Origin of the sequence: Bradyrhizobium cosmicum (assembly GCF_032290525.1) — a bacterium.
GTDB classification, from domain to species: domain Bacteria; phylum Pseudomonadota; class Alphaproteobacteria; order Rhizobiales; family Xanthobacteraceae; genus Bradyrhizobium; species Bradyrhizobium cosmicum_A.
Genome location: NZ_JASXTA010000040.1, coordinates 12,771 through 33,571, shown reverse-complemented (window position 1 = coordinate 33,571; position 20,801 = coordinate 12,771). Strand labels below are relative to the sequence as shown.

The window sequence follows — 20,801 nt, the reverse complement described above, 5'->3', positions numbered from 1 at the left end:
ATTCGCAGGCACCAGCGTGCCCGCTGTCAGGCAGAAACTCCACTTATCGACCTGTCCAAATTTGCGGAGCCGGCTCTGTATTGATCCACCTGCGCTGTACTGATCAGCGCCACAACGACGACTGCGAAGCCCTTAAACATCGGGGCCTCTCCTCTTGAAAGAGACCGCTAACCCGGTGTGCCCAGGTTCAAACCACTTCAGGAATTCCGTAAGCCGCAAATCGCGACCCATATGCAATAGCTATATGGTGACGATGACTGGTAACAAATTGCTTAACCTGCACACGCCGTCTTAGTGCCTCTTCTGGCCGTCAACTCATATGCAGTGTTCCGAAGGTGATCGGCATGGATAAAACCGACCGGTTCTTTGCCGCGACGACGGTCTGCCCGCGCGCCCGTTCACGATGTGGATGCTCGGTTGATAGTCGCAGAGGGAACTAGGACTGGGTCCAGAGAGGTGCCTCTTTTGATCGATCATTCCTTCTGAAGTTCTGGCGTAGACTTGCCCGTGCTAACCGGGTTTGACCCTGCCCCAGCCCCGGCCCGGAGAGCACGCGGCCCTGCCAAGCTCAAGCGAGGCGGGGTCGCTGCGTTGGATGCGCACGGATACGGACAGTAGCCCCCCGCGCCACGATGGGACCCACTCATGGGCAATCGCGTGGGCTTGATCCTTCGAGGTCCAATCACGTACCGCCCTATTTTCATGTGTGCTACCTAGTTCGGTAGACAATGGCAGGAGAAGCTGATCATGACCCACGATCAGGTCACTCTCATCGTTCAGCATCTTTGCGAGCAATTGCACTTGGCGCTCCGATTGAAGGACAGCGAGGCGCATCCACCAAACGCCAAGGATATTGGATTTGATCCTGCCTCTGTAAGAACTGTATTGCTGACGGGGTTGCGTTCGGCGGGTGTCACGATCCACCACGAGGCAGCAGGGACAGGCGAAGAGCCGCCGTGGTCCTAAATGAAAACACCGGAGAAGCCCGGCGGCGCTGTTGTGCGCTGCGGTCCACGCACTCTCCATAGTCCTGCGGACGTTGCGCATCATCGATATTGGGCTTCTACTTCAGATTGATTTTCTTGATAATCAATTTTTGACGGTGAGCCCATGAGCGTCAAAGCCATGATGGCGACGATCCTCCAGAACCAACTGAGATCGCGCGGCGTGCATTCGCTGACGCATTCGGACTGCGCGGAGATCGTGGAGCACTTGGCTTGAGCTTAGTTTGGCGGCGCGAGAAGTCGCCGAGAAGCAGGAGCAATAGGTGTTAGCCGCACCACGATTTGCGTGGCGGACAGCGCGTCGCGCTGCACACGTAGCGCTCCGCAAGCCCCTCGCTGATCATGATCTGAGCGACATCGCGCCCGCCGACTGACAACATTCCGCATAAGCGCCCAAAGTTGCAGAGCTTGGTGCCCTCCTGACCGGGCTTGCAGGCGCATGCGAGGCGGCTTAGTCGAGCATCGCCTGTTGCGATGAGCGCTTTCAGCCGCTTGGTCGCAACATCCGCCCGTTTGCGTTCATCCTCGCAGCGAGCGAGGTCGCCCTTCTCCGGCGTATTGAAGCCAACAAGACGGTAGGTGTTGCCGTCAAGCCTGACGGTGTCGCCATCGATTACCTCGATCATCTGAGATGAACGTTGATCGGGCTCTGTTCTATGAGGTGCGCCACTCCAAACCAAAAATGCTGAGACGGCGGCAAATGAGAAAAGAGCGGTGGCTAGTGCACCTGCGACGGGCCAGCCCGAGAATGTGCGGCGGCGTCGAAATGGGATCACGGTCATTGTTGTTTCCGCCCGAGGCCCAGGTGCTGCGCGGCAAGACTACAAACTCAGCGCCGCCCGCGACGAACGGATCTGCAAAACCGGATGTAGGCCAGTTGCGCGCGAAGGCGACTATCTGAGTGCTACCGCTCACCCCGACCAGAATGGAACTAGCCGGTCACGGTTTTACGTAGCTCCAGCCCGTCTCCTCGAGTTCCATCACGCGCACCACGCCTGACTTTACCACCTGCGCCTGAGAAACAATCGGTATGTCCTTGTGCTCGGCTTGGTGCATTTTTTCCTGAGTGTTACCACAAGCCTTGAATGATACCTCCGGAGTGCTCAGCGCCATCTGCTCAAGTCGCGCTTTCACGGGGGACGTGTCATCGCGAAGCATATGCAGGCCGGGCCCGAACGTGACCACCTCGATTTTCACTTCCTCCCCGAGCTCCCTATAGTGTTCCGCAACGTTCGTCGCGTTGTTCAATGCGAGATTCATCGCGGCCTGGTCATTGGTGTTAACCTGCAGGATCAAACGGTGCGTTTTGGAAATGGGGGCGATCGGCGCCATCGCAGCGAGAGAGGATCGCGTCCGCGACTGTTTAGCAGGGAGCCGATTGGTCGAATTTTTCACTAGCCATCGCCGGTGCGGGGCTGGATGCGTCTTGATCAATTCAGACGATGGAGTTGCCGGAGTCATTGTTGTTGGCTCGGAATACTGGGCTGACGGTCTCCAGTATGGGCCGGCGCTTGTCGTCTTTGGCACCCAGTATCGTCCACCTTGCTCCGCCGCTGCGATCGGAACGGCAAGCAGGACCACGAACCCAGCAATCGTCGCTATTTTCGCAATTTGCCGAAGGATGCTCATGGTATTTCTCCGTCGCAAATCTTTGACAGCATCAAATAATTAGCGACTCGCTGTGGCACGTCGCCGGCATTCCGCGACATCGCACGCGAGCCGGATCAATCCAGTGAGTGCCATCGAACTCGCCACGCGTCTCTTTTGCAGACACGGTCAACGGGATCTGCACCTCGTTGATGAGGTCGCTGTCGCATCATCATCGCCCGCCTTCGATTGTCGGTTTGGTGTGCTCGCCACCGCAACCCGGTTGAGAGCCCCGCGTCCCAATTCGCTCGACTTCCGGTTTTGACGGTGAGCTCGCGGGCGAACACTTGCTGTCACGCAGCAGTGTTATTCGTTCGGCTGCGCGCTATCCTATGCCTCTTAGGGAGAACTCACCTACCTATTTGGGGGTAGGCTGCGAACCCGGCCTTTTCAGCTCATCTTAACGCGGGCCCGTTCATTCCCCCCGGTCGGGGACAGCCTTCCCGAACGCTTGGCGACCTCGCTGAGGTCGTTTGCCCAAAAAAAAGCCGCCCGGAAGGCGGTGCGCGCGGCTCTTTTGATCGATCAGCGTGTGGGCCGCACGCATACCAATCCACGGTGCCCGGTCCACACCTCTCCGCACAAGCCGGCATATGAGCGCGTCTAGACACCCGGCCGGCAGATTTTCGAGACTGGAAATGCCGCTGGCTTCATCGGCCAGTTCGCGCGCGCGATCACAGCTGGAGCCTCGATGAGGCGTTTGCGGGGATGGGAACCTATCACCCTTCTGCCTCCCACTGCGGTCTCCCTACGGCCGCAGCTTACGCTGGGCACAGACTGTAGAGTCCATCTACGAAGACAGGGATGCCCCCGCTGCACGTCAACGGTCTTAATGGCGAACCTCCTTTTCATGGGTGATTGTGACGCGCTTTCCGAGCGGCAAATCGCAGTCCGGTATCGGCCGCTTGGCGTGGCGCGCGATTCACAAACGGGAGGAGCTTGCGTCCGTTCCTACTGTGCGCAGCTTCCGAGCGACTAAGACTACTTGAGGGACGATCCCCGAGGCGGAGTGGTCCGACGTCAGCAACGGGTCTTGGTTGTGTGGAAACGGCTTCAATGGGCGTCGGTCCGGAAGCTAAAGACCGCGCCCTGTCTCAGGAGCCGATCGCGGCCATCAATTGCTTGCTTCCAACGATGTTCACGACCCGCGTCAGATTATCGGCCAAGACCGAGAGAGCCATCTCGGCGGCTACGTTGGGGAGGGCTTTGGTGAGGAAGTGTGTCGCTCCCATGCGGGCCTTCATCGTGCCGAACGGATGCTCGACTGTCTCACGACGCTGGCGCATGGCTTGTGGGTTTGCATCAAGGCGCTGCTGCACAGCCTCGAGCAGATGCTCATGCTCCCATCGCGTCATCCGCCGCTCTGGCCCGGTCGTGCATTGCGATTTGAGCGAACAATTTTGACAGGCTGTGGTCCAGTAACGCCGCAGCATCTTTCCGTCTTCTTCGTTGGTGTAGCGATACGGCAATCGCTCCCCAGCCAGACAGCGATAGACGTCTTCCCCTGGCAAATATGCGAAGTCCTGCTTACCGAAGCGCCCCTCGGATTTGGCGCCCGACGTCTGCGGCTTAGGCAGCGTTACCGTGATGCCGGCCTCGTGGCACGCCAGGATCTCCGGGCTGTTGAAGTAGCCGCGATCGGCTACAGCTTCGAGCGTTTCGGTCTTTAGAACGGCCTTCGCCTGCTTGGCCATATTGGCGAGTTGTGCCCGATCGGAACCGCTGTTCGTCACCTCGTGCGTCACGATCAAATGATGTTCAGTGTCGACGGCTACCTGCACGTTGTTAGCCGACGACCCCGGAGCCGCGGCTGCTTGTGGCCATCGAACGGCTGTCGGGATCAGTCAGGGAGAGTTGCTGATCGGGTGAAGCAAGCATCTGCTTCTCGTAGGCAGCAAGTTTGCCCATTTCTTCCTTCAGCTTCGTCAGCTTCTCGGTCAGCCTCGTCACCTTGGCTGCCAGCGCTTCCGCTGGCTCCTGCCGGTCGGCCGTGTCAAGTTGGCTCAGATAGCGCGCGACACTCTCTTCCAGCTGGGCACGCCGCCGCTCCACCTTTGCCCTCGTGAAGTTCTTGTCCCGGTTGTTGACGGCCTTGAACTTGCTGCCATCGATGGCGACGCTCGCCGTCGCGAGAAGACCCATCTCACGGCAGAGTTCGACGAAGCGCGCGCATACCCTGCGTAGCGCCAGGCCATTGTCTTTGCGGAAGTCCGCGATCGTCTTGTGATCGGGAGCGAGCCGACCCAGCAGCCACATGGCCTCGACATTGCGCCCGGCCTCTCGTTCGAGCCGCCGGCTCGACTGCACCCGGTTCAGATAGCCGTAGATGTAAAGCTTCAGGAGAATCGAGGGATGGTATGACGGCCGACCAGTCGCCGCCGGTTCCACCCCCTCGAAGCTTAACTCGGCCAGATCGAGCGCATCGACAAACACGTCGATCACCCGAACAGGGTTGTTCTCATCAATGAAATCGTCGAGGCCTTCAGGCAATAACGTAGACTGCCCACGATCCGCCTCCGCAACGAAGCGCTTCATTCCAGCCCCCGCAAATCGTGCGGGAATCATATCGCGCGAATCACATCAAGCGCAGCGTTTTCACGCAGCCAGGGTCAATCGCGTCGGTTTAGTGCCCCGCGATGACTTCCGGTCAGCCCCGATGAGCGGACATCTTCAGTGCCCATCGCAAGGTCTCAAACGGGCCATAAGCTGACCCTCGAGCGTCGACGTGCGAAAACTGACTTTGACAGAGGCGAAAAAATCGACTGATTTGTCCGATGCGGACAAAACCTCTTCACGTGGAGTCTTGCAAGCAACATTTCGCTTGGCGGACAGAAGACAATCCTCTCGAAGCCGCATCGTGACGGACATTAGCATTGTCAGCAGCTGTGTTCCCTCATGGAACCAGATCTACACCCGCGACGCTTCGCCCTTCGGCGAATGACAAGTTGAAAAAAAGTGAATTTACTGCTTCACTTCCTGTGGCCATTGATCCAGCGTCTACTTGCGTGGCTGCCTCGCAAGCGCAAACAGGATCATGCGTAAATTACCGATGTAAATTTTCGATCTGGCCGGGAATGCCAAGCAGAGCTGTCAATAACGCCGGGAGGCCGCTCTTGTCTTAATAGTTTCAGGAAAAGCACCGAAGCCACTGTGGCGCGACAACGCGGATACTCCGTTCCTCGATCAGACCGACATCGGTAGTTTTCAAGGAATTAACGCCAACGCAATCTACCTCGTTTTGATCATCGTCCACGCAGAAAAATGCATCAAGCCCCGGGGGTCGGGCAGCCGTTCGAATTACAACAAATTTCAGTGTTAGTAGGAATACGTCATGCGTGCGAAATTCGACCGCTCTCATTTCATTAAGCCCGTCGTGTCATTTGAAGGAGATAGCGACTGTGGCTCCCAAGTGCTCCCGACCGGCGAATTGGCTACTCTGGTGATCGCCACCCACGATGATATCGCAGGAGCCGGAATCGAGGCTCTTTTGCAGGCGAGCGGCCATAAGGTTGTGGCGCACTGCCTTTGCGAAGATGAGCTCCTGCGCTCCTTGAACAACCATCACCCGGATATTGTTCTGCTTGCAGAAAGCGTCGTCCAGCACGAGGCCGCGAAAACGGTTTCGGAACTCCGAGCCCACAGCACTTCCGGTTCAATCATTTTTCTGCTCGAGGAGCGCGGCGCGATAATGGCCGCGGATCTGCTGGAGCTTGACGTGGACGGAATTCTATTGAGCGGGGCCCGCGCCAGCATTTTGATCGATTGTGTCCAGAGCGTGTTCCGCGGCCGAAAATGGCTCGACCCTGACCTGTTGCACCATCTAGCAACAGCTGAGCGGTCCTCACTAAAAACAAGCAGCCTGACATTGCGCGAAGCCGATATCGTGCACCTCATCTTGCGAGGCTTGCGCAACAAGGAGATCGCTAGCAAGCTCCGTTTGTCAGAAGGCACCGTGAAGATGCACTTGCATCACATTTACGGGAAACTTCGCGTCGGCGGCAGAACGCAGTTGGCGATGTCCATGGCTGGTGCACGCGCAGGGATGCCGGAATCGGGCAATGAAGCGCGCCGCGAATGGGGGCCAACCATTTCGGATCCTGCGACTGCAGCAAGGCTTCAGCGAAAGAACTAGTCCGCAGATGCAATTCAGTCCGAGCGCAGGGCCTCGACGGGTTGCAGCAGTGATGCCTTCCAGGCCGGGTAGAAGCCGAAGAAAATGCCCACTCCGGCCGCAAGGGCCATGGCGACAAGGCTCAGCTGTCCGTTGAGCACCACTCGCAGATTTACGTAGTGCTCGACGGCCATGGCGCCCCCCAAGCCCAGCGCGATCCCAGCGATACCACCGATCAGGGAAAGTATCATCGCCTCGACCAAGAATTGGCCCAAGATGTCGCTTCTCCGGGCTCCAACCGCAAGCCGCAGCCCAATTTCGCGGATCCGCTCGGTGACGGAGACGAGCATGATGTTCATAATGCCGATCCCACCAACCAGAAGCGACACGGACGCGATAGCGGCAAGCAGAATCCCGAGCGCCCGTGCCGAGTCCTCCTTCGCCCGCATCACCTCTGTGAGGTTGATCAGGTGAAAATCGTCCTCCTGAGCCGGCAGGATACCGTGGCGCTCGCGCACGACCTGACGAATCTCGGCGAAGGCCGAAGACATGTTGGCGCCGTCGCGCACCTTGATAATCACGCCGGAGATCGCCCGAGGATTGGCCGGATTTCGCCCGATGACCCGATTGAACGCGGTCGAGATCGGGATGACGGCGGTATCGTCGGTATCGAGCCCAGCCAAGCTTTGCCCTTTCGCGGCCAGTTCGCCGATCACCGTCATCGGAATGCGATTGATACGGATTTCCTGCCCCACCGGACTCTGATTGCCAAACAGTTTTTCGGCCACGGTCCGTCCGAGCAAGACCACCTTGCTGCCCTGGAGCACGTCCTCACGGCCGATAGCGCGGCCCCGGTTCACGGCCCAGTTGCGGATAGTGAGATACTCGGGCGTAGTACCGGCGACCAGGGTGGACCAGTTCGCATTGCCATAGATGAGTTGCATCCCCGCGAAGTTGTGCTGTGGCGAGGCCGCGACCACAGCAGGGACTTCGTTCGCGATGGCCTGCGCGTCAGCGAGCGTCACGCTTGGTCGCGACCCCTGTCCTTTGGACACGCCGCTGCTCTTCAGCGCCCCCGAGTTCAACACGATGGTGTTGGCCCCGAGATTGCGCATTTCGGTCTGGATGCGCTGGCTCGCCCCGCCCCCGACCGCCATCATCACGGTCACCGATGACACTCCAAGAACGATGCCGAGCATGGTCAGGCCGCTGCGCAGCTTGTTGACGCGAACGGCGCGTAGCGCCGCAAGGGTGCTGTTGACGAGTTTCACGCCGCAGCCTGCATACCTTGGTTCAGGTCATCGGATATTACTATGCCATCCTTGAAGTAGATGATCCGCCGTGCATAGCGGGCGACCTCGGCGTCGTGAGTCACGACGATCACCGTGAGCCCGCCCTCGTTGAGGCGGACCAGGGCGGCCATGATCTCCTCGGAAGTGATCGAGTCGAGCGCACCAGTGGGTTCGTCGGCGAGCAGAAGAAGCGGCTGGTTCACCAGGGCGCGGGCTATCGCGACCCGTTGCTGCTGCCCGCCTGACAACTGCGAGGGGCGATGGTGCTCGCGTTCGGAGAGGCCCACCTCCGCCAGGACCTTGCGCGCCCGGCGTCTGCGTTCGCGTCGCCAAAGACCGGCATAAATCATCGGAAGCTCGACATTTTCCAACGCCGTTGCTCGCGCCAGCAAATTGAACTGTTGGAACACGAATCCGATGCTCGTGTTGCGGAGCTCCGCGAGCTTGTTGCTCGACAGGCGCAGCACATCCTGTCCGGCGAGGTGATAAGTGCCGCTGCTGGGGGTATCGAGGCAGCCGAGGAGGTTCATCAATGTGGACTTGCCGGAGCCCGAGGAGCCCATAACAGCTACAAATTCACCGCTATCGATGGCGAGCGACACACCCCGGAGCGCAGGCACCGCCGTCGGGCCCACAACATAGGTTTTCGTAAGATCTGAGACGGTCACCAGCGGCATCTACATGCTCCCGATGATCCGCCGCGCGATGGTGGGCGGCGGTTCTCTCTGATCGACCCCGACGATGACCTGCTCGACTGGCTCGGCGATGGAGACCTCGACCATGCTGCCGTCCGACAGCCCCACTCGAACGGGAAGCGGCCTCGGCCGCTGATCCTCATCCAAGGTCCAGAGGTGTGAAGCTTCCGGTCCGCGCTCTCCCGATGGGGCAAAGCGCAATGCGGCGACGGGCACCTTATGCACGTTCGTGTGGACGTCGATGACAATTCGGGCGTTTGCCGTCATTCCGGGCATCAGCATCTTGTCCGGGTTCGGCGCGTTGGCGACCACCACGTAGGTGATCACATTCTGCTTCTCCTGGGAGTCCTTACGGATCTGCTTCACCTCGGCCCGAAACTCGCGACCGGGGAAGCTGTCCACCGTGTAGATGACCGGCTGCCCCTCTCGAACCTTGCCGATGTCGGCCTCATCGACTGAAATCTTAATCTGCATCTCGCGGAGGTCCTGAGCGACTGTGAACAGCGTCTGGGTCTGCAGGGTAACAGTGACCTGCTGGCCTTCCTCGATGGTGCGCCCGATCACTACTCCATCAACGGGCGAGCGGATCCTGGTACGCTCCAGCTCGGTCTGCGCAGCCTTTAAGGCCGCCCGCCTTTGCTGCACGACCGCGCCGGCATGGGTGATCTGCGCCTCGGCCGAGCGGCGCGCCGACTCGGCCGCTTGAGCGAGTGCGATCTTGGTGCGCTCGTCGGCCTCAGCCGACTTGTGGTTTTGAACCGCCATGTCCGAGGCAGCCTGAGTCCTGGATAAGTCAACCTGAGAGACGTTGTCCCCCCTGGCCAAGATACGCTTGCGCTCCAGGTCGCGCTGGGCCTCGGCGACGACGATGCGCTCGCGCTCGGTCGCGAAGTGAGCCCTTTCCGTCGCGGCAGCGGCACTGGCGAGATCGGCGGCCGCCTTTTCCTGAACACGCTCCTGAATCACCACGGCCGCTTCCGCGACTCTCAATTCGCTTTGTGCTTGCTCCAAAGCGATCTGGAAGCTGAGAGGATCGATCTGAGCGATCACGTCGCCCCGACGAACCTCAGCGTTGTAGTCCGCGAGGATCCGGAGCATTTGCCCAGACACTTGCGAACTGACGAGGACGGTCGTGATTGCCGACAACGCGCCACTCGCCGTCACGGTCGTGGTGATGTCCCCTCGACGGACTGGCGCAAGGAGGTATTTGGGACCTTCAGGGGGAGCGTTCGACAACAATTCGGGGATGTACTGTGCCGCTTTAGTGCGGGCAGAATCCCACGCGTTCTCGGAGAGAATTTCCCGATTATTGTACGCCGCCGCGACCAGGCCGACAGCGACCAGAGATCCCAGCATGAACTTCATGAGAGCCTGTCTTGCGCGAGGAGGGCGGCTCCGGAGAGCCGCCCGGCGACTTGGTCCGATAGAGCGCGCGTCGCCCGCTCTAATGGCCCTTCGGGGTTCCGCCGCCCTTGTTGGTGGTTGGCGTGGTCGTGGTCGTGGTCTGCTCACCCGTGTCGCTGTTGCTACCGCAGGCCGCGGTTTGGGTGGTCGTTGTCGATGTTGTCGACGTGAAACCCGCATTTTCACTCGGCGGGTTCGTCACGGAGGTCGTGGCAGTCGTGGTCCCGCAGTCCTTCACTTTGTCTGCGTGGGCCGCTTGCGAGAACACGACAGCGGCCAAGGTCAATGCCAATCCAAGTGTCTTGAGCATGTTGCGCTCCTATTCAGTTGCAGACCATCAATGGCCTTTGGGAGTTCCACCGCCCTTATTCGTGGTTGGGGTGGTCGTGGTCTGCTGACCCGTGTCGCTGCTGCTACCGCAGGCGGAGGTCTGGGTGGTCGTCGTCGTCGACGTGAAACCCGCGTTTTCACTGGGCGGGTTCGTCACGGTGGTTGTCGTGGTCCCGCAGTCCTTCACTTTGTCTGCGAAGGCGGCCGGCGAGAATGAGAACAAGCCGACAGCGGTCAGCGCGGCCAAGGTTGTTGCAACCGTCAGATTTCTCAGTGCCATTGGATTGCTCCTTTAAGCGAGAGTTGGATTGCACGTCACCGTCAATATTCTCGCGGGATCACGCGTCGCGAGCAAGTCACCTTTGGATAGAACTAAGTCGGTTATTCGATAGTAATCATTCGATAGTGATCAAACGATACGGATCCAGCACTGCCGATCTCGTCCGCGCCCAACAGCTGCGAGTGCGCGGCGACATCATCCGCCAATACCGCTGCAAGTCGCACTCGACGCGCCCTTCACGAATTCTCCCCGTCGCTAAGCCCGCTACGTCCGTCAAACAATAGGGACGGGCTCTTGCCAGTGCGCCGGACGATTCTCTGGGACGTCCGGTTCGGGTCATAAGCGGCCTCATGCGCCGCAGCAAACAGGATCTCTATTCGATCAGCTCATCAGCGCGAAGGAGCAACGAGGTCGGCACGGTGAGGCCTAGTGCGTTGGCGGTTTTCATATTGATCACCAGCTCGTATTTGGTCGGCTGCTCTACCGGTAGATCGGCGGGTTTGCTGCCTTTGAATATCTTGTCGACGTAGCCACCTGCACGGCGGAACAGATCAGCTACATCGGGACCGTAGACGACCAATCCACCGTTGGCGAATTGGCGCCAGAGATGCAGCGCGGGCAGATGATGCTTCGCCGCGAGCGCGACAACTCGGGGGCCTTGGACAACGGTCAGAGCGTCGCCAAAGACAATCAATGCATCGGCGCGCTGGGCGGCAGCCGAGGCAAAAGCGGTATCGAGCTCCTCGGCCGTAGTCGCCTCAACGATCGGCAGAGCCACGCCCAGATTGCGGGCTGTGCGGGGTACCTCCTCGGCCAACATCAGCCTGTGTATTGGGTTACCCGGATTGACTAGGATCGCGATGTTCGAGGCGCCAGGAACCAGTTCCCGGAGGATTTCTATCTGTTTTGCGATCGCTACTCCCTGAGAGGACGCAAGACCCGTTATGTTGCCGCCTGGCCGCGATAGACTTTGCACGAGGCCAAGCCTCACGGGATCAAACACAGCCACGAACACAATCGGAATGGTCACAGTCGCCGATTTCAAGGCTTCGGCTGCTCGCGGCCCCGCGGCGATGAGCACATCGGGCCCGAGGGCAATCAGGTCGGCGACTGAACCCGGTAGTCGATCTGGGGGTTGGGAAAAACGATGCTCGATAATCAGGGTTTTTCCATCGATCCACCCGTGGCTTCGCAGCCCATCAAACAACGCCAGCTCGGCTTGATTGAGGGTCCGCCCGCTCCCATCACCGATGGCTAGAAAGCTGAGCCGACGGCGAGCACCCTGCGCGTACAAACGCCGTGACGAAACGACCAGCGCCACAGTAGCCGCTATGAGCTCCCGCCGCTTCATTCGATCCTCATCGCAGCTTGAGGACTACGGGGCGCAGAGTATCACGTCTCGACGGTTGTCACATTCAGTGCGGGCGCATGTTACGTCACAAGCGCGGCATGTGAGCGAAGGCTGCAATGGGTCAAAATGCGAAGAACTCAGCGTGAGAAAATCTGGTCCGCCATGCCTTGGTGAGCGGACCTTGTGGACTGCCCCCACTTCGCCGATGGGCCCACAAGCGGCCTTTCTGCATCCCGGCCGCTTCCTTCCGGTCAAGCACCGCGAGCGGACATCACCAGCATCGGTCGGGAGGTCCAAGATGGGTCAAAATGCGAAGAACTCAGGTTGAGCAAATCTGGTCCGCTCGGGCGCAATTAGCCGACCTTCGCCAGACAAGGCGCACCTTCGCAGATGGGCCATACCCGGACCTTGCTCGTGCCATTCCGAAGGATGGATGAAATTCACTGGCTTTCCGCTATGTTGTGTTGCGCCGCAGTTCTGTAGCGGCGATCTCGAAACGAGGTTCGCGATGACCTCCAGGTCCTCGATCAGGCGGCTCGGCGCGCCGCTCGTCGCTTTCTTTCTGACCATCTGGCCGTTGGTTCCTCCGGTAGATGCTATTGCGGACGCTGGAAAGGTTGGCGTGGTGTCCTTTGGACTGTACGGGGATCAAGGCGTGTTTAGATCCGAAGCGACCGGCGCGGCTCAGGTCGTGGCCGGCCGTTTCGAGACTGGACCGATCAACGTGGAGTACAATTCCAAAAAAGGGGGAAGTGCAACGATCGAAGCTCTGGCCAAGTCGTTGCAGACGGCAGCCAGCCGCTTGGATGCCGAGAAGGATGTTCTCTTTTTGATTCTCACCTCGCATGGCTCTCCTGATGGCCTTGCAATCAAGGCGGGGCGGCTCACAGAAACGCTCACACCATCTCGTCTCCGCGACATGCTCGCGAAGACAGGTGTGCGACACAAGGTGGTGGTCATCTCGGCTTGTTATTCCGGGGTTTTTATCCCGCGCCTGGCGACTCCCGATGTGCTGGTCATCACCGCGGCCGATGACAAGCATCCGTCGTTCGGCTGCCAGGACAAAGCCAAGTGGACCTATTTTGGCGACGCTTTTTTCAACGTCGCGCTCCGGAAAGCCGTCAGCCTGAAGGATGCGTTCCTCGATGCGCGCTCACTCGTCCGGAAGCGAGAATTGCGGGAACATTTCGAGCCGTCGAATCCGCTCATGGCGGGCGGTGCAGACGTGCTGCCATTGCTTGTCGGACGTCCTTGAACAACCGGCCGCGAGCGCAGAGGTTATTGCTCGCGGGCGCATCGCCGTTTCCGGTCACCCCCAATAAGCAGACTTTTTGGCGGCCCGCTTAGACTTCGCATTCGGACCACAAGTGGACATCCGGCCGACAAATCGTAGCAACTCGAACCGTCTCACTCGATCAATTCGTCGGCGCGTGCAAATAGCAACGGCGGCACTGCCAGGCCCAAGGCCTTTGCGGTCTTGAGATTGATCACCAGTTCGAATTTGGTGGGTTGTTCGACGGGAAGATCGCCAGGCTTCGCCCCCTTGAAAATCTTGTCCACGAAAGCTGCAAGCCGGAAATAGAGGTTGGGATAATTCACCGCGTAGCCGATCAATCCTCCATCTCCGACGAACTCGCGCGCTGGGTAGACGGCGGGCAGCCTATTGCGGGCCGCGAAGGCAATAATCGTTTGTTGAAGCATTTGGGTGAGCCCGTCTGCCCCAATGACAAGCCCATCGACATGCTGTCGGACTGCGAGTTCAAATGCAGGGCCGAGATCGCCCTCGCTCCGCACATCAAGGAGCTCGGTTTGGAGACCCAAGGAGCGCGCCGCCGCCTTTGTCTCTTCCCATTCAGGCGGAGCTGCCGGATTGCCCATGTTGTGAAGTAAAGCGATCCGCGAGAGGCCCGGAGCCAGCTCTTTGAGGATTTCGACCCGTTTCGCAGTCAGCTCGGTGCTGAAAGTGATCACCCCTGTGATATTGCTCCCAGGCCGTGCAAAGCTCGCCACGATAGCGCCCGGCCCGCCCATTGCGGCCATAACCACTGGAATAATTCCGGTCACGCTTTGGATGGCCATTGTGGCGGGAGTTCCCCTCGTCACGACCAGGTCGACGTTGAGACCAACCAGTTCAGATGCGAGGCCTGGAAACCGCTCGGCGCGACCATCCGCCGATCGATATTCGATGAAGAGGTTTCGCCCCTCCACGTAGCCGAAATCCCGCAGCCCCCTGCGCAGGGCGTCGAGATTGGAAGCGTTCCGCGCTGCGGACACCGTCTCGAGAATCCCGATGCGATATGTCTTCCCCGCTTGCTGCGCGCGCGTAGCGAGCGGCCACATGCTTGCGGCAATCACAAGCCCGATGAACTCTCGCCGCGTCATGCTGGACATCTGGCGTCCTCCCGCTTTGGAGCGGCGCACACTCGGTCTTCCGCAGAACTGAAAGTCTGAGGGGCTACATCGTTCTGAATTGAGGTGCGGCACTGCTACTTTACGACCGTTCGAGCCGGTCTTCCAGCGACCGAGGTCTGAAATGGGTCAGTCGCGTCGGTTTGCCCCTGAGCCGGGCGGTTCCGGTCTAACCGCATGAGCAGACATCGTCAGACTGGGCCGGCATGTCTCAAACGGGCCAAATCCGGATTCGTGCAGCGCAGCAAATTGGTTCGATCACGTTCAGCTCGGATCGAAGTTTGGCAAATCTCCTTGCGCTTGAACCGTGGCCCAATGCCACGTCTCGTAGTAATCGGTCGGCCTTCGCGCGCCTGTGCTACTTCGGCAAAACTCGCACCGCCAAGATTGGGAACTGCCTTGGGTCAAAATGCGAAGAACCCAACTTGAGCAAATCCAATCCGCTTCAATTCATCTTCTCACGGAGCTTCCGGATGATCTCGCGAAGGTCATCACGTACTCCTCAATGATCCTGCGCGCCTCCTCCAAGCGCGTTGGCTTGGCCTCGGGCTTGTCGGATTCGGAGGGCTTGTTCATGGCAGAGCCAAAAGCCTAGAGCGTCCGCAATCGTTGATCTAGATCAATCGACCTTTCGTGCTAGCTCTCGCAATAAGCGCGATCATCGATGTGGAGAGTCTGCGTATCACTCATCGTCGCCAGTACGGCCCGTCGCATTTTGGTATCAGAGGTGTGCCGGTCCTTGCGGATCGAAATCGGCAAGCCGCCGCCTGTCGTTTAACATGATCTCTCGCTGATCGTGGTCGAGGAACGTAAGGACGCCCGCTTTCCGCAAATGAGAGAGCGCGCGAGAAACCGTTTCGAACGTCAAGCCGAGATAGTCCGCAATGTCGAGACGAGTCATGGGGAGTGACATCTTGTCTGCTCCGGTGCGGCAATCCATCTCAAGTAAGAAGGCGGCGACCCTTTCTACCGCGGTCTTGCGGCCCAGAAGCAGCATATGGTTTTCTGCGTGCTCCAGGTTGCGGGTGATCATGCTGAGTAGGTTGCGCGAGACAACCGCGTCTCTTACGGCCACCAATTGAAGGCTTTCTCGCTTAATCAGGCGCGCGACGGTTTCGATGACCGCCTCTGCGGTAAATCGATGCTTGTCGCCATTTTCAAGCCCGAAGATATCGCCCGCTAGGTGAAAGGCGCCGATTTGACGTCGACCGTCCGAGAGCAACTTGTAACTTCGCACCGCACCATGCTTGACTTGATAGACATACACAGCGGGCTCTTTTTCGCCGAAGATTTCGGTGCCCTTTCGGTATGTAAACTCACTGAGGCCGATAATTCGGTTGAACGCGCTCGTTAAGCCGAATTCACCGAGCGCATTGAGCTGAGGTAGTCGATCCGTTGTGATACGCACAAACATGGGTCAGTCCCCTTCCGCATCAAATGCTTTTCCGCATCAAATTCTTTGAATAATCCTCTCGTGCCCGCAGATCGTTCGAGGAGCGACCATATTCATTGGATATCCGTTGGGTCATTGTACCAAGGGACAATGTCAGGTTGATGGCGCCACCGCTGGGCGAACGGCGTAACTGCCCGCTATGGGTCGATTTTGTTGCAAAAGTCGGTTGAGACAAGTCACGAAGCGTGATTCCGTTGTGTTGACGCGAATCTCGGCGAGGTCGATCCATGATGGGCCGTCTGAAGAGTGACCAAGGTCAACTGTTCTACGAGTTTTGTCTTCGCGACGCGGTTCCTGAAGATCATTTGGTGCGGAAGATCGATGCTGCTCTCGATCTGTCCTGGCTTCGCGGTGAACTAGCATCTCACTATTCGTCGATGGGGCGCCCGTCGATCGATCCGGAACTGATGATCCGGATGCTGGTCGCAGGGTATGTCTTTGCGATCCGCTCGGAACGGCTGATCTGCCGTGAAGTGCAGGTGAACCTCGCCTATCGCTGGTTCTGCAAGCTCGGTATCGAGGACGCTGTCCCGGATCATTCGGCGTTCTCGCGCGCCCGCAACGAGCGCTTCCGCGATGGAGATGTTCTCCGCCGCGTGTTCGAACGGATTGTCGAGACATGCATTGCCGCCGGTCTGGTTGGTGGCGAAGGATTTGCAGTCGATGCGAGCCTGATTGCGGCCGACGCGAACAAGCAGCGCTCGATCGCAGGTCACGATTGGCGCAGGGATCGCGATCCGGCCAGGTCTAGCCGCGCGGTGAAGGAGTATTTGGCAACCCTCGACGATCCGGCGTGGGGCGCCGCCAGCGATGTCATCCCGAAATTTGTCTCGCCATCCGATCCGGCAGCGCAGTGGACCGGCGCTCACAAGGGGCCGGCATTCTTCGCGTACTCCGACAACTATCTCATCGACGTGAAGTTCGGCGTCATCGTTGATGTCGAGGCCTCCCGCGCCATTCGCCAGGCCGAGGTTGGTGCAGCAAAGACCATGATCGAACGGACCGAGCAGCGCTTCGGTCTCAAGCCAGAGCGACTTGTCGGGATACCGCTTACGGAGCGGCTCCAATGCTGAACTGGCTGGTCGAGGAGAAGGGCATCGCGCCACATATTCCTGTGTTCGATAAGTCGAAGCGGGATGCCGGCACCTTCTCGCGGAGCGACTTTCGATATGACCCGGCCGGCGACGTCTATCACTGCCCGGGTGGTAAGCGGCTTGGGACAAGCGGTACCGTGCATGAAGGCAAGACGCTGCTGTATCGAGCAAGCAAGCTCGACTGCGATGTATGCCCGCTTAAATCGCAGTGCTGTCCAAAAGAACCATCGCGCAAGATCCCGCGCGACATCCATGAATACGCCCGAGACGTTGCCCGCTCGATTGCCGATACCGAAGACTTTGAGAAATCACGGCGTGAGCGCAAGAAGATCGAGATGCGGTTCGCACACTTAAAGCGCATCCTGAAGCTCGGTCGGCTCCGACTGCGGGGACCAAAAGGCGCTCAGGACGAGCTTGTTCTTGCTGCCATCGCCCAGAACCTGCGGCGGCTCGCGTCGCTGGGCGCTCGTCCACCACCCGCTCGGGCCCTGTGCATTGCGTAGCATTCGAGTTGCGTAGAGGGCGTCAGAGCCGGCGGATCAAAGCCGGTCGTCCTTAGCGAAATGGCCGAACGATCAATCGCTAACAGCCGACTTTTACAACAAAATCGGCCATAAGGAGACTTATTCAACGAGCATCCGCCGAGCATAGTAATTAGCGTCTTGGCTTCCTCTCCTTCGGAGGTTCTTCAGTGACATCCAACCCTTGGCTCACTCTCCTCGGACTGATCAACGGCTTTCAGGTCACACAGGCAATTCATGTCGCGTCAACTCTTCGTATCGCAGACCATCTGAAAGGCGGCTCTCGTTCGGCAGAGGAATTGGCGCCCTTAACGCAAAGCCATGCAGGCGCTCTCTACCGACTGCTGCGGGCGCTCGCCGCAGTGGGCGTTTTTGAGGAAGATGAAAACCGAAGGTTTGCGCTGACAGCAATGGGAGATTGTTTGCGCGCTGACTCCGCGACACCGATCGGCGCGTGGGCGGAGTGCATCGGAAGTCCCTACGTTTGGAGCACATGGGGCCATCTGCTGCACAGCATTCGAACCGGCGAGAATGCCTTTCAAAGTCTCAACGGTAAGGACATTTGGAATTATCGCGCCGCTCGCGCCCGCGGGCACCGGCAAGGCCGCGGTCGACAGGCTCTATGCGGCAATGGTGGAAGCCGTGAAAGATCCGAAGATGCACACCCTCTTCGTCGAGCAGGGCGCCGAGCCGCTGGTGATGGACCCCAAAGGCCTGACGGACTTCATGATTTCCGAGACCATGAAATGGACCGGGATCATCAAGAAGATCGGCATCGAGCCGATGTGACAATCGCGAACAGTTCTGCTCCCCGGGTTCGGTATTTTCCCATGAATGGCCACCAGCCGCGAAAGCACGGCCCCAAAATCCCCCGGAATCCAGGTAGCTTGTCGCACGATCTATCGCGGCCGTCGGCTCATTTCCTGCTTTTTGTGTTGGATGTCAAATTCGGTCGTCATCGTGCCCTTCGCTCCTACGGCGATGCACATCCCCGCAACCTGATCGACCATGCTTCTCGCCCAGGTCCCAATACAGACCCAGCCATGAACCTTAAAGCTTCACGCGCCAGTGCGATGGGCAGGTTTTTGTTGGCCGCGTGTTGTCGGCATCCAGGATGGGCGTGAGGCACCCACAGCGTCGGCAGTTCCAGGAAGTTGGCCAAGATATAATTGGGAAGCGATCCGCCAAGGGTTTGGCAGGATCGCCGGGACTAGCATGCCGTCCTGGCGGCGGGCGTGCACACTCGGGCTTGCTAAGGGCTTCCACTCCAAACCGAGAGACCGGTAGGACCTTCTGTCGCGAACAGCAGGACTTTCGAAGACTGGTCCAGCGCAAGCCTTGCTCGATCCCCATTCTCCGCCGCTCGAACGAGACCCGCCAAGCCTGGCCGCACCTGACTCGCCCACGCAAGACGTAGATCGTCTGACGTTCTCCGGTCGAGCAGACGCACCGCATCACCCGCGTCCTCGTCAGTGACCGTTGGAAAGCCCATGGCCATGGAATTGATGAGTGGCAAACCATCAGGGACGGGGCTCTGGCACTCAAGCATAGACATGTTTGTAGGCGGCCCGGGGGGCAGACGCACCGGCGTGCCAGCGCGAGCACTTTCGTAAACACATGCAGACCGTTCCGGCTCAACAACCAACAGCCGGGCGTTGGGTTCAAACAGTTCACGTGCCCGACCATGGCCAAACACGCTCGCCGCGAGACCTCCCACACCAGCCTGAATCACGACGTGCGTGGAGAGGGACCTTTGCCCCGCGGGCGTTGCGACGATCTCATCAGTCAAGACGGCAGAACCCTGGACCACGAAAGTACAGGCGGTGTCGTCTTCGCCCGGACCAAGTGTGTCCGGAACGGCGATCCAGCCGTCCTGAGAAGCGGCTTTGGCGGCAGCCTCAACCGAGTAGTGATAATCCCCAGGAACCCGCACGATTGTAGCGCCGAGCCGCGTGATATGAGCGGCCCCCTCGTCGGTCACCCGTGATGGAGAAACACCACGGATCGCGCTCCGATAAGCGTCGCTTCAGCCGACACGCAGCGCCCATGATTGCCGTCTGAAGCGCACAAGAACGTGAGCTCTGAGATCAACGAACCCACGCCAAGTTCCAGCAACTCTGTCGGCAAGATCGCACGCCCAGTGCGTCTCTCGACATATATCATGGTAAGCTTGAGCACGGCATAAGCGCCGCCGAGCCCCTTGAAACTCCCTATTCCAAGGCGCTGCGTCTCGTCTTTAATCCAGACTTCGCCGAGGCCTAGGGCCAGCTTCCGAGATGGGGCCACAGTGTCCGGTTGGCCGGAGACCGCGCAAAGCGCCTTTGCCAATGAGTCCTCCTCGCCATGAACGTGGCGGCGAGGTGCTGAGGCTCAGGAGCCCTCGAATTTGAACGATACGTTGAGCTTGGCGCGATAGGCCTCAATCTTTCCCTTGTCATCCAGCTGCATATCGAGCTTGACGACCTCTGCAACGCGAAGATCTCGGAGGGATTTTGCAGCTTGCTCGACCGCATTCGCGGCCGCCTTCTCCCATGAGTCGCTGCTGGTACCGACCAGTTCAATGACCTTGTAGACGCTATCCGGCATGACGTCCTCCTGTCCGGTATGACCCAGGAAGTTTAGCATCAGGGTCTCGACGCCGATACGTCTCGGATACCGCCCGGAGCCCGAAGGGACAAAGCTGCATTTGGCGGAGGACCGCTTTTGGCCGGAGCTAACCCTGCCGGACCAGTACCATCATGTCCGCTCATAGCGGCAGACGGAAAAGGGTCCGATTGGCTGTCACTTTTCTGTTTGACCCGCTGCCGACATTTCAGTCTCGAGCACTCGATCGCGGCTGCTGAGACTAACCCAAAGTCTCAGCGGAAGCGCCCTCTCGAGGTCAAAGCGCTCGCAGATTGTACGCCAAGCTGGTCAAAGCGAAACGGAGGCATCGACGCATCGCGATAGTACGGACCTGCTAAGCCATCCAAGTCCGTCGTTCCGGCGCTTAACATGCGGATCGGCAGCGAGCATACGCAGGCAGGTGCTGGCGTTGATGACAATGCCACGGAACGGAAACGAATGTCAGAGACGGTGGATCAACTCTGTTGTGGGACATCGTCATGGCCAAGCTTCATCGTCGAGCAGTTCTCTGAGCCGGGCGAGAGCGTGGCTGACGGCAGTGGGGCTGAGACAAATCCGCTGACTTGCTCGCAGCACGCTTCGCTC

Annotated in this window: 16 protein-coding genes and 3 pseudogenes; 7 read left to right on the top strand and 12 right to left on the bottom strand. The window is 59.1% G+C overall.

Annotated features, from left to right (window positions below):
- Positions 1-747: 747 nt before the first annotated feature.
- Positions 748-966 carry a hypothetical protein gene (locus tag QSV46_RS37500; RefSeq protein ID WP_314963700.1) on the top strand — a complete coding sequence of 73 codons (219 nt, stop codon included), beginning with the start codon at positions 748-750 and terminating at the stop codon, positions 964-966.
- A gap of 304 nt (positions 967-1,270) precedes the next feature.
- Here QSV46_RS37500 and QSV46_RS37495 read toward each other — a convergent pair whose 3' ends face one another.
- The 3 genes and pseudogenes from QSV46_RS37495 to QSV46_RS37485 form a co-directional block, all read right to left on the bottom strand.
- A complete protein-coding gene (locus QSV46_RS37495) occupies positions 1,271-1,786 on the bottom strand; it encodes a thermonuclease family protein (protein WP_314963697.1) in 516 nt (171 codons plus the stop codon).
- A gap of 157 nt (positions 1,787-1,943) precedes the next feature.
- Positions 1,944-2,633: a DsrE family protein gene (locus QSV46_RS37490; RefSeq protein ID WP_314963694.1), complete on the bottom strand. Its 690-nt coding sequence runs from the start codon at positions 2,631-2,633 to the stop codon at positions 1,944-1,946.
- Between the two features lie 1,112 nt (positions 2,634-3,745).
- A pseudogene (locus QSV46_RS37485) lies at positions 3,746-5,186 on the bottom strand (IS1182 family transposase).
- A gap of 796 nt (positions 5,187-5,982) precedes the next feature.
- Here QSV46_RS37485 and QSV46_RS37480 point away from each other — a divergent pair.
- Positions 5,983-6,783, top strand: a complete 801-nt coding sequence (locus QSV46_RS37480; RefSeq protein WP_314963692.1) for a response regulator transcription factor — start codon at positions 5,983-5,985, stop codon at positions 6,781-6,783.
- 14 nt (positions 6,784-6,797) lie between these two features.
- Here the strand turns inward: QSV46_RS37480 and QSV46_RS37475 are convergent, their stop codons facing one another.
- The 4 genes from QSV46_RS37475 to QSV46_RS37460 form a co-directional block, all read right to left on the bottom strand.
- Positions 6,798-8,033 (bottom strand): ABC transporter permease, encoded by a 1,236-nt coding sequence (locus QSV46_RS37475; protein WP_314963689.1) that lies wholly within the window; start codon positions 8,031-8,033, stop codon positions 6,798-6,800.
- A complete protein-coding gene (locus QSV46_RS37470; RefSeq protein WP_314963686.1) occupies positions 8,030-8,731 on the bottom strand; it encodes an ABC transporter ATP-binding protein in 702 nt (233 codons plus the stop codon). The genes QSV46_RS37475 and QSV46_RS37470 overlap by 4 nt, the downstream gene beginning before the upstream one ends.
- Positions 8,732-10,114 (bottom strand): efflux RND transporter periplasmic adaptor subunit, encoded by a 1,383-nt coding sequence (locus QSV46_RS37465; protein WP_314963683.1) that lies wholly within the window; start codon positions 10,112-10,114, stop codon positions 8,732-8,734. It lies immediately after the preceding gene.
- A gap of 79 nt (positions 10,115-10,193) precedes the next feature.
- Complete coding sequence (locus QSV46_RS37460) at positions 10,194-10,463, bottom strand: hypothetical protein (RefSeq protein WP_314963681.1); 270 nt, start codon at positions 10,461-10,463, stop codon at positions 10,194-10,196.
- Positions 10,464-10,554: 91 nt separating this feature from the next.
- On the opposite strand from QSV46_RS37460, the gene QSV46_RS37455 reads away from it, so the two are divergent.
- Positions 10,555-10,779, top strand: a complete 225-nt coding sequence (locus QSV46_RS37455; protein WP_314963679.1) for a hypothetical protein — start codon at positions 10,555-10,557, stop codon at positions 10,777-10,779.
- Between the two features lie 357 nt (positions 10,780-11,136).
- Here QSV46_RS37455 and QSV46_RS37450 read toward each other — a convergent pair whose 3' ends face one another.
- A complete protein-coding gene (locus QSV46_RS37450) occupies positions 11,137-12,114 on the bottom strand; it encodes an ABC transporter substrate-binding protein (RefSeq protein ID WP_314963676.1) in 978 nt (325 codons plus the stop codon).
- 433 nt (positions 12,115-12,547) lie between these two features.
- Between QSV46_RS37450 and QSV46_RS37445 the strand changes: the two genes are divergently transcribed.
- A complete protein-coding gene (locus QSV46_RS37445) occupies positions 12,548-13,369 on the top strand; it encodes a C13 family peptidase (RefSeq protein WP_314963674.1) in 822 nt (273 codons plus the stop codon).
- 152 nt (positions 13,370-13,521) lie between these two features.
- On the opposite strand, the gene QSV46_RS37440 is transcribed toward QSV46_RS37445, so the two are convergent.
- Entirely contained in the window at positions 13,522-14,505 is a 984-nt protein-coding gene (locus QSV46_RS37440; RefSeq protein ID WP_314963672.1) for an ABC transporter substrate-binding protein, read from the bottom strand.
- Positions 14,506-15,244: 739 nt separating this feature from the next.
- A complete protein-coding gene (locus tag QSV46_RS37435) occupies positions 15,245-15,937 on the bottom strand; it encodes a helix-turn-helix domain-containing protein (protein ID WP_314963669.1) in 693 nt (230 codons plus the stop codon).
- Between the two features lie 266 nt (positions 15,938-16,203).
- On the opposite strand from QSV46_RS37435, the pseudogene QSV46_RS37430 reads away from it, so the two are divergent.
- The 3 genes and pseudogenes from QSV46_RS37430 (at position 16,204) to QSV46_RS37420 (ending at position 18,380) form a co-directional block, all read left to right on the top strand.
- Positions 16,204-17,573, top strand: a pseudogene (locus tag QSV46_RS37430) (transposase).
- A gap of 188 nt (positions 17,574-17,761) precedes the next feature.
- Positions 17,762-17,989 (top strand): annotated as a pseudogene (locus QSV46_RS37425) (methyltransferase dimerization domain-containing protein); the annotation flags it as partial.
- Between the two features lie 133 nt (positions 17,990-18,122).
- A complete protein-coding gene (locus QSV46_RS37420; RefSeq protein WP_314963666.1) occupies positions 18,123-18,380 on the top strand; it encodes a tripartite tricarboxylate transporter substrate-binding protein in 258 nt (85 codons plus the stop codon).
- Positions 18,381-18,843: 463 nt separating this feature from the next.
- On the opposite strand, the gene QSV46_RS41585 is transcribed toward QSV46_RS37420, so the two are convergent.
- Together QSV46_RS41585 and QSV46_RS37410 are read right to left on the bottom strand one after the other, a co-directional pair.
- A complete protein-coding gene (locus tag QSV46_RS41585; protein WP_409997273.1) occupies positions 18,844-19,596 on the bottom strand; it encodes a pyridoxal-phosphate dependent enzyme in 753 nt (250 codons plus the stop codon).
- Positions 19,597-19,961: 365 nt separating this feature from the next.
- The gene (locus QSV46_RS37410) at positions 19,962-20,216 is read right to left on the bottom strand and encodes a dodecin family protein (RefSeq protein ID WP_314963664.1); all 255 of its coding nucleotides are present in this window, start codon (positions 20,214-20,216) and stop codon (positions 19,962-19,964) included.
- Positions 20,217-20,801: the final 585 nt, after the last annotated feature.

What these genes read in the sequence shown, in the direction of transcription:
- QSV46_RS37500 (WP_314963700.1), top strand. Translation starts at nt 748, where the DNA reads ATGACCCACGATCAGGTCACTCTCATCGTTCAGCATCTTTGCGAGCAA.
- QSV46_RS37495 (WP_314963697.1), bottom strand. Translation starts at nt 1,786, where the DNA reads ATGACCGTGATCCCATTTCGACGCCGCCGCACATTCTCGGGCTGGCCC.
- QSV46_RS37490 (WP_314963694.1), bottom strand. Translation starts at nt 2,633, where the DNA reads ATGAGCATCCTTCGGCAAATTGCGAAAATAGCGACGATTGCTGGGTTC.
- QSV46_RS37480 (WP_314963692.1), top strand. Translation starts at nt 5,983, where the DNA reads ATGCGTGCGAAATTCGACCGCTCTCATTTCATTAAGCCCGTCGTGTCA.
- QSV46_RS37470 (WP_314963686.1), bottom strand. Translation starts at nt 8,731, where the DNA reads ATGCCGCTGGTGACCGTCTCAGATCTTACGAAAACCTATGTTGTGGGC.
- QSV46_RS37465 (WP_314963683.1), bottom strand. Translation starts at nt 10,114, where the DNA reads ATGAAGTTCATGCTGGGATCTCTGGTCGCTGTCGGCCTGGTCGCGGCG.
- QSV46_RS37460 (WP_314963681.1), bottom strand. Translation starts at nt 10,463, where the DNA reads ATGCTCAAGACACTTGGATTGGCATTGACCTTGGCCGCTGTCGTGTTC.
- QSV46_RS37450 (WP_314963676.1), bottom strand. Translation starts at nt 12,114, where the DNA reads ATGAAGCGGCGGGAGCTCATAGCGGCTACTGTGGCGCTGGTCGTTTCG.
- QSV46_RS37445 (WP_314963674.1), top strand. Translation starts at nt 12,548, where the DNA reads ATGAAATTCACTGGCTTTCCGCTATGTTGTGTTGCGCCGCAGTTCTGT.
- QSV46_RS37440 (WP_314963672.1), bottom strand. Translation starts at nt 14,505, where the DNA reads ATGTCCAGCATGACGCGGCGAGAGTTCATCGGGCTTGTGATTGCCGCA.
- QSV46_RS37435 (WP_314963669.1), bottom strand. Translation starts at nt 15,937, where the DNA reads ATGTTTGTGCGTATCACAACGGATCGACTACCTCAGCTCAATGCGCTC.
- QSV46_RS37420 (WP_314963666.1), top strand. Translation starts at nt 18,123, where the DNA reads ATGCCTTTCAAAGTCTCAACGGTAAGGACATTTGGAATTATCGCGCCG.
- QSV46_RS37410 (WP_314963664.1), bottom strand. Translation starts at nt 20,216, where the DNA reads ATGCTAAACTTCCTGGGTCATACCGGACAGGAGGACGTCATGCCGGAT.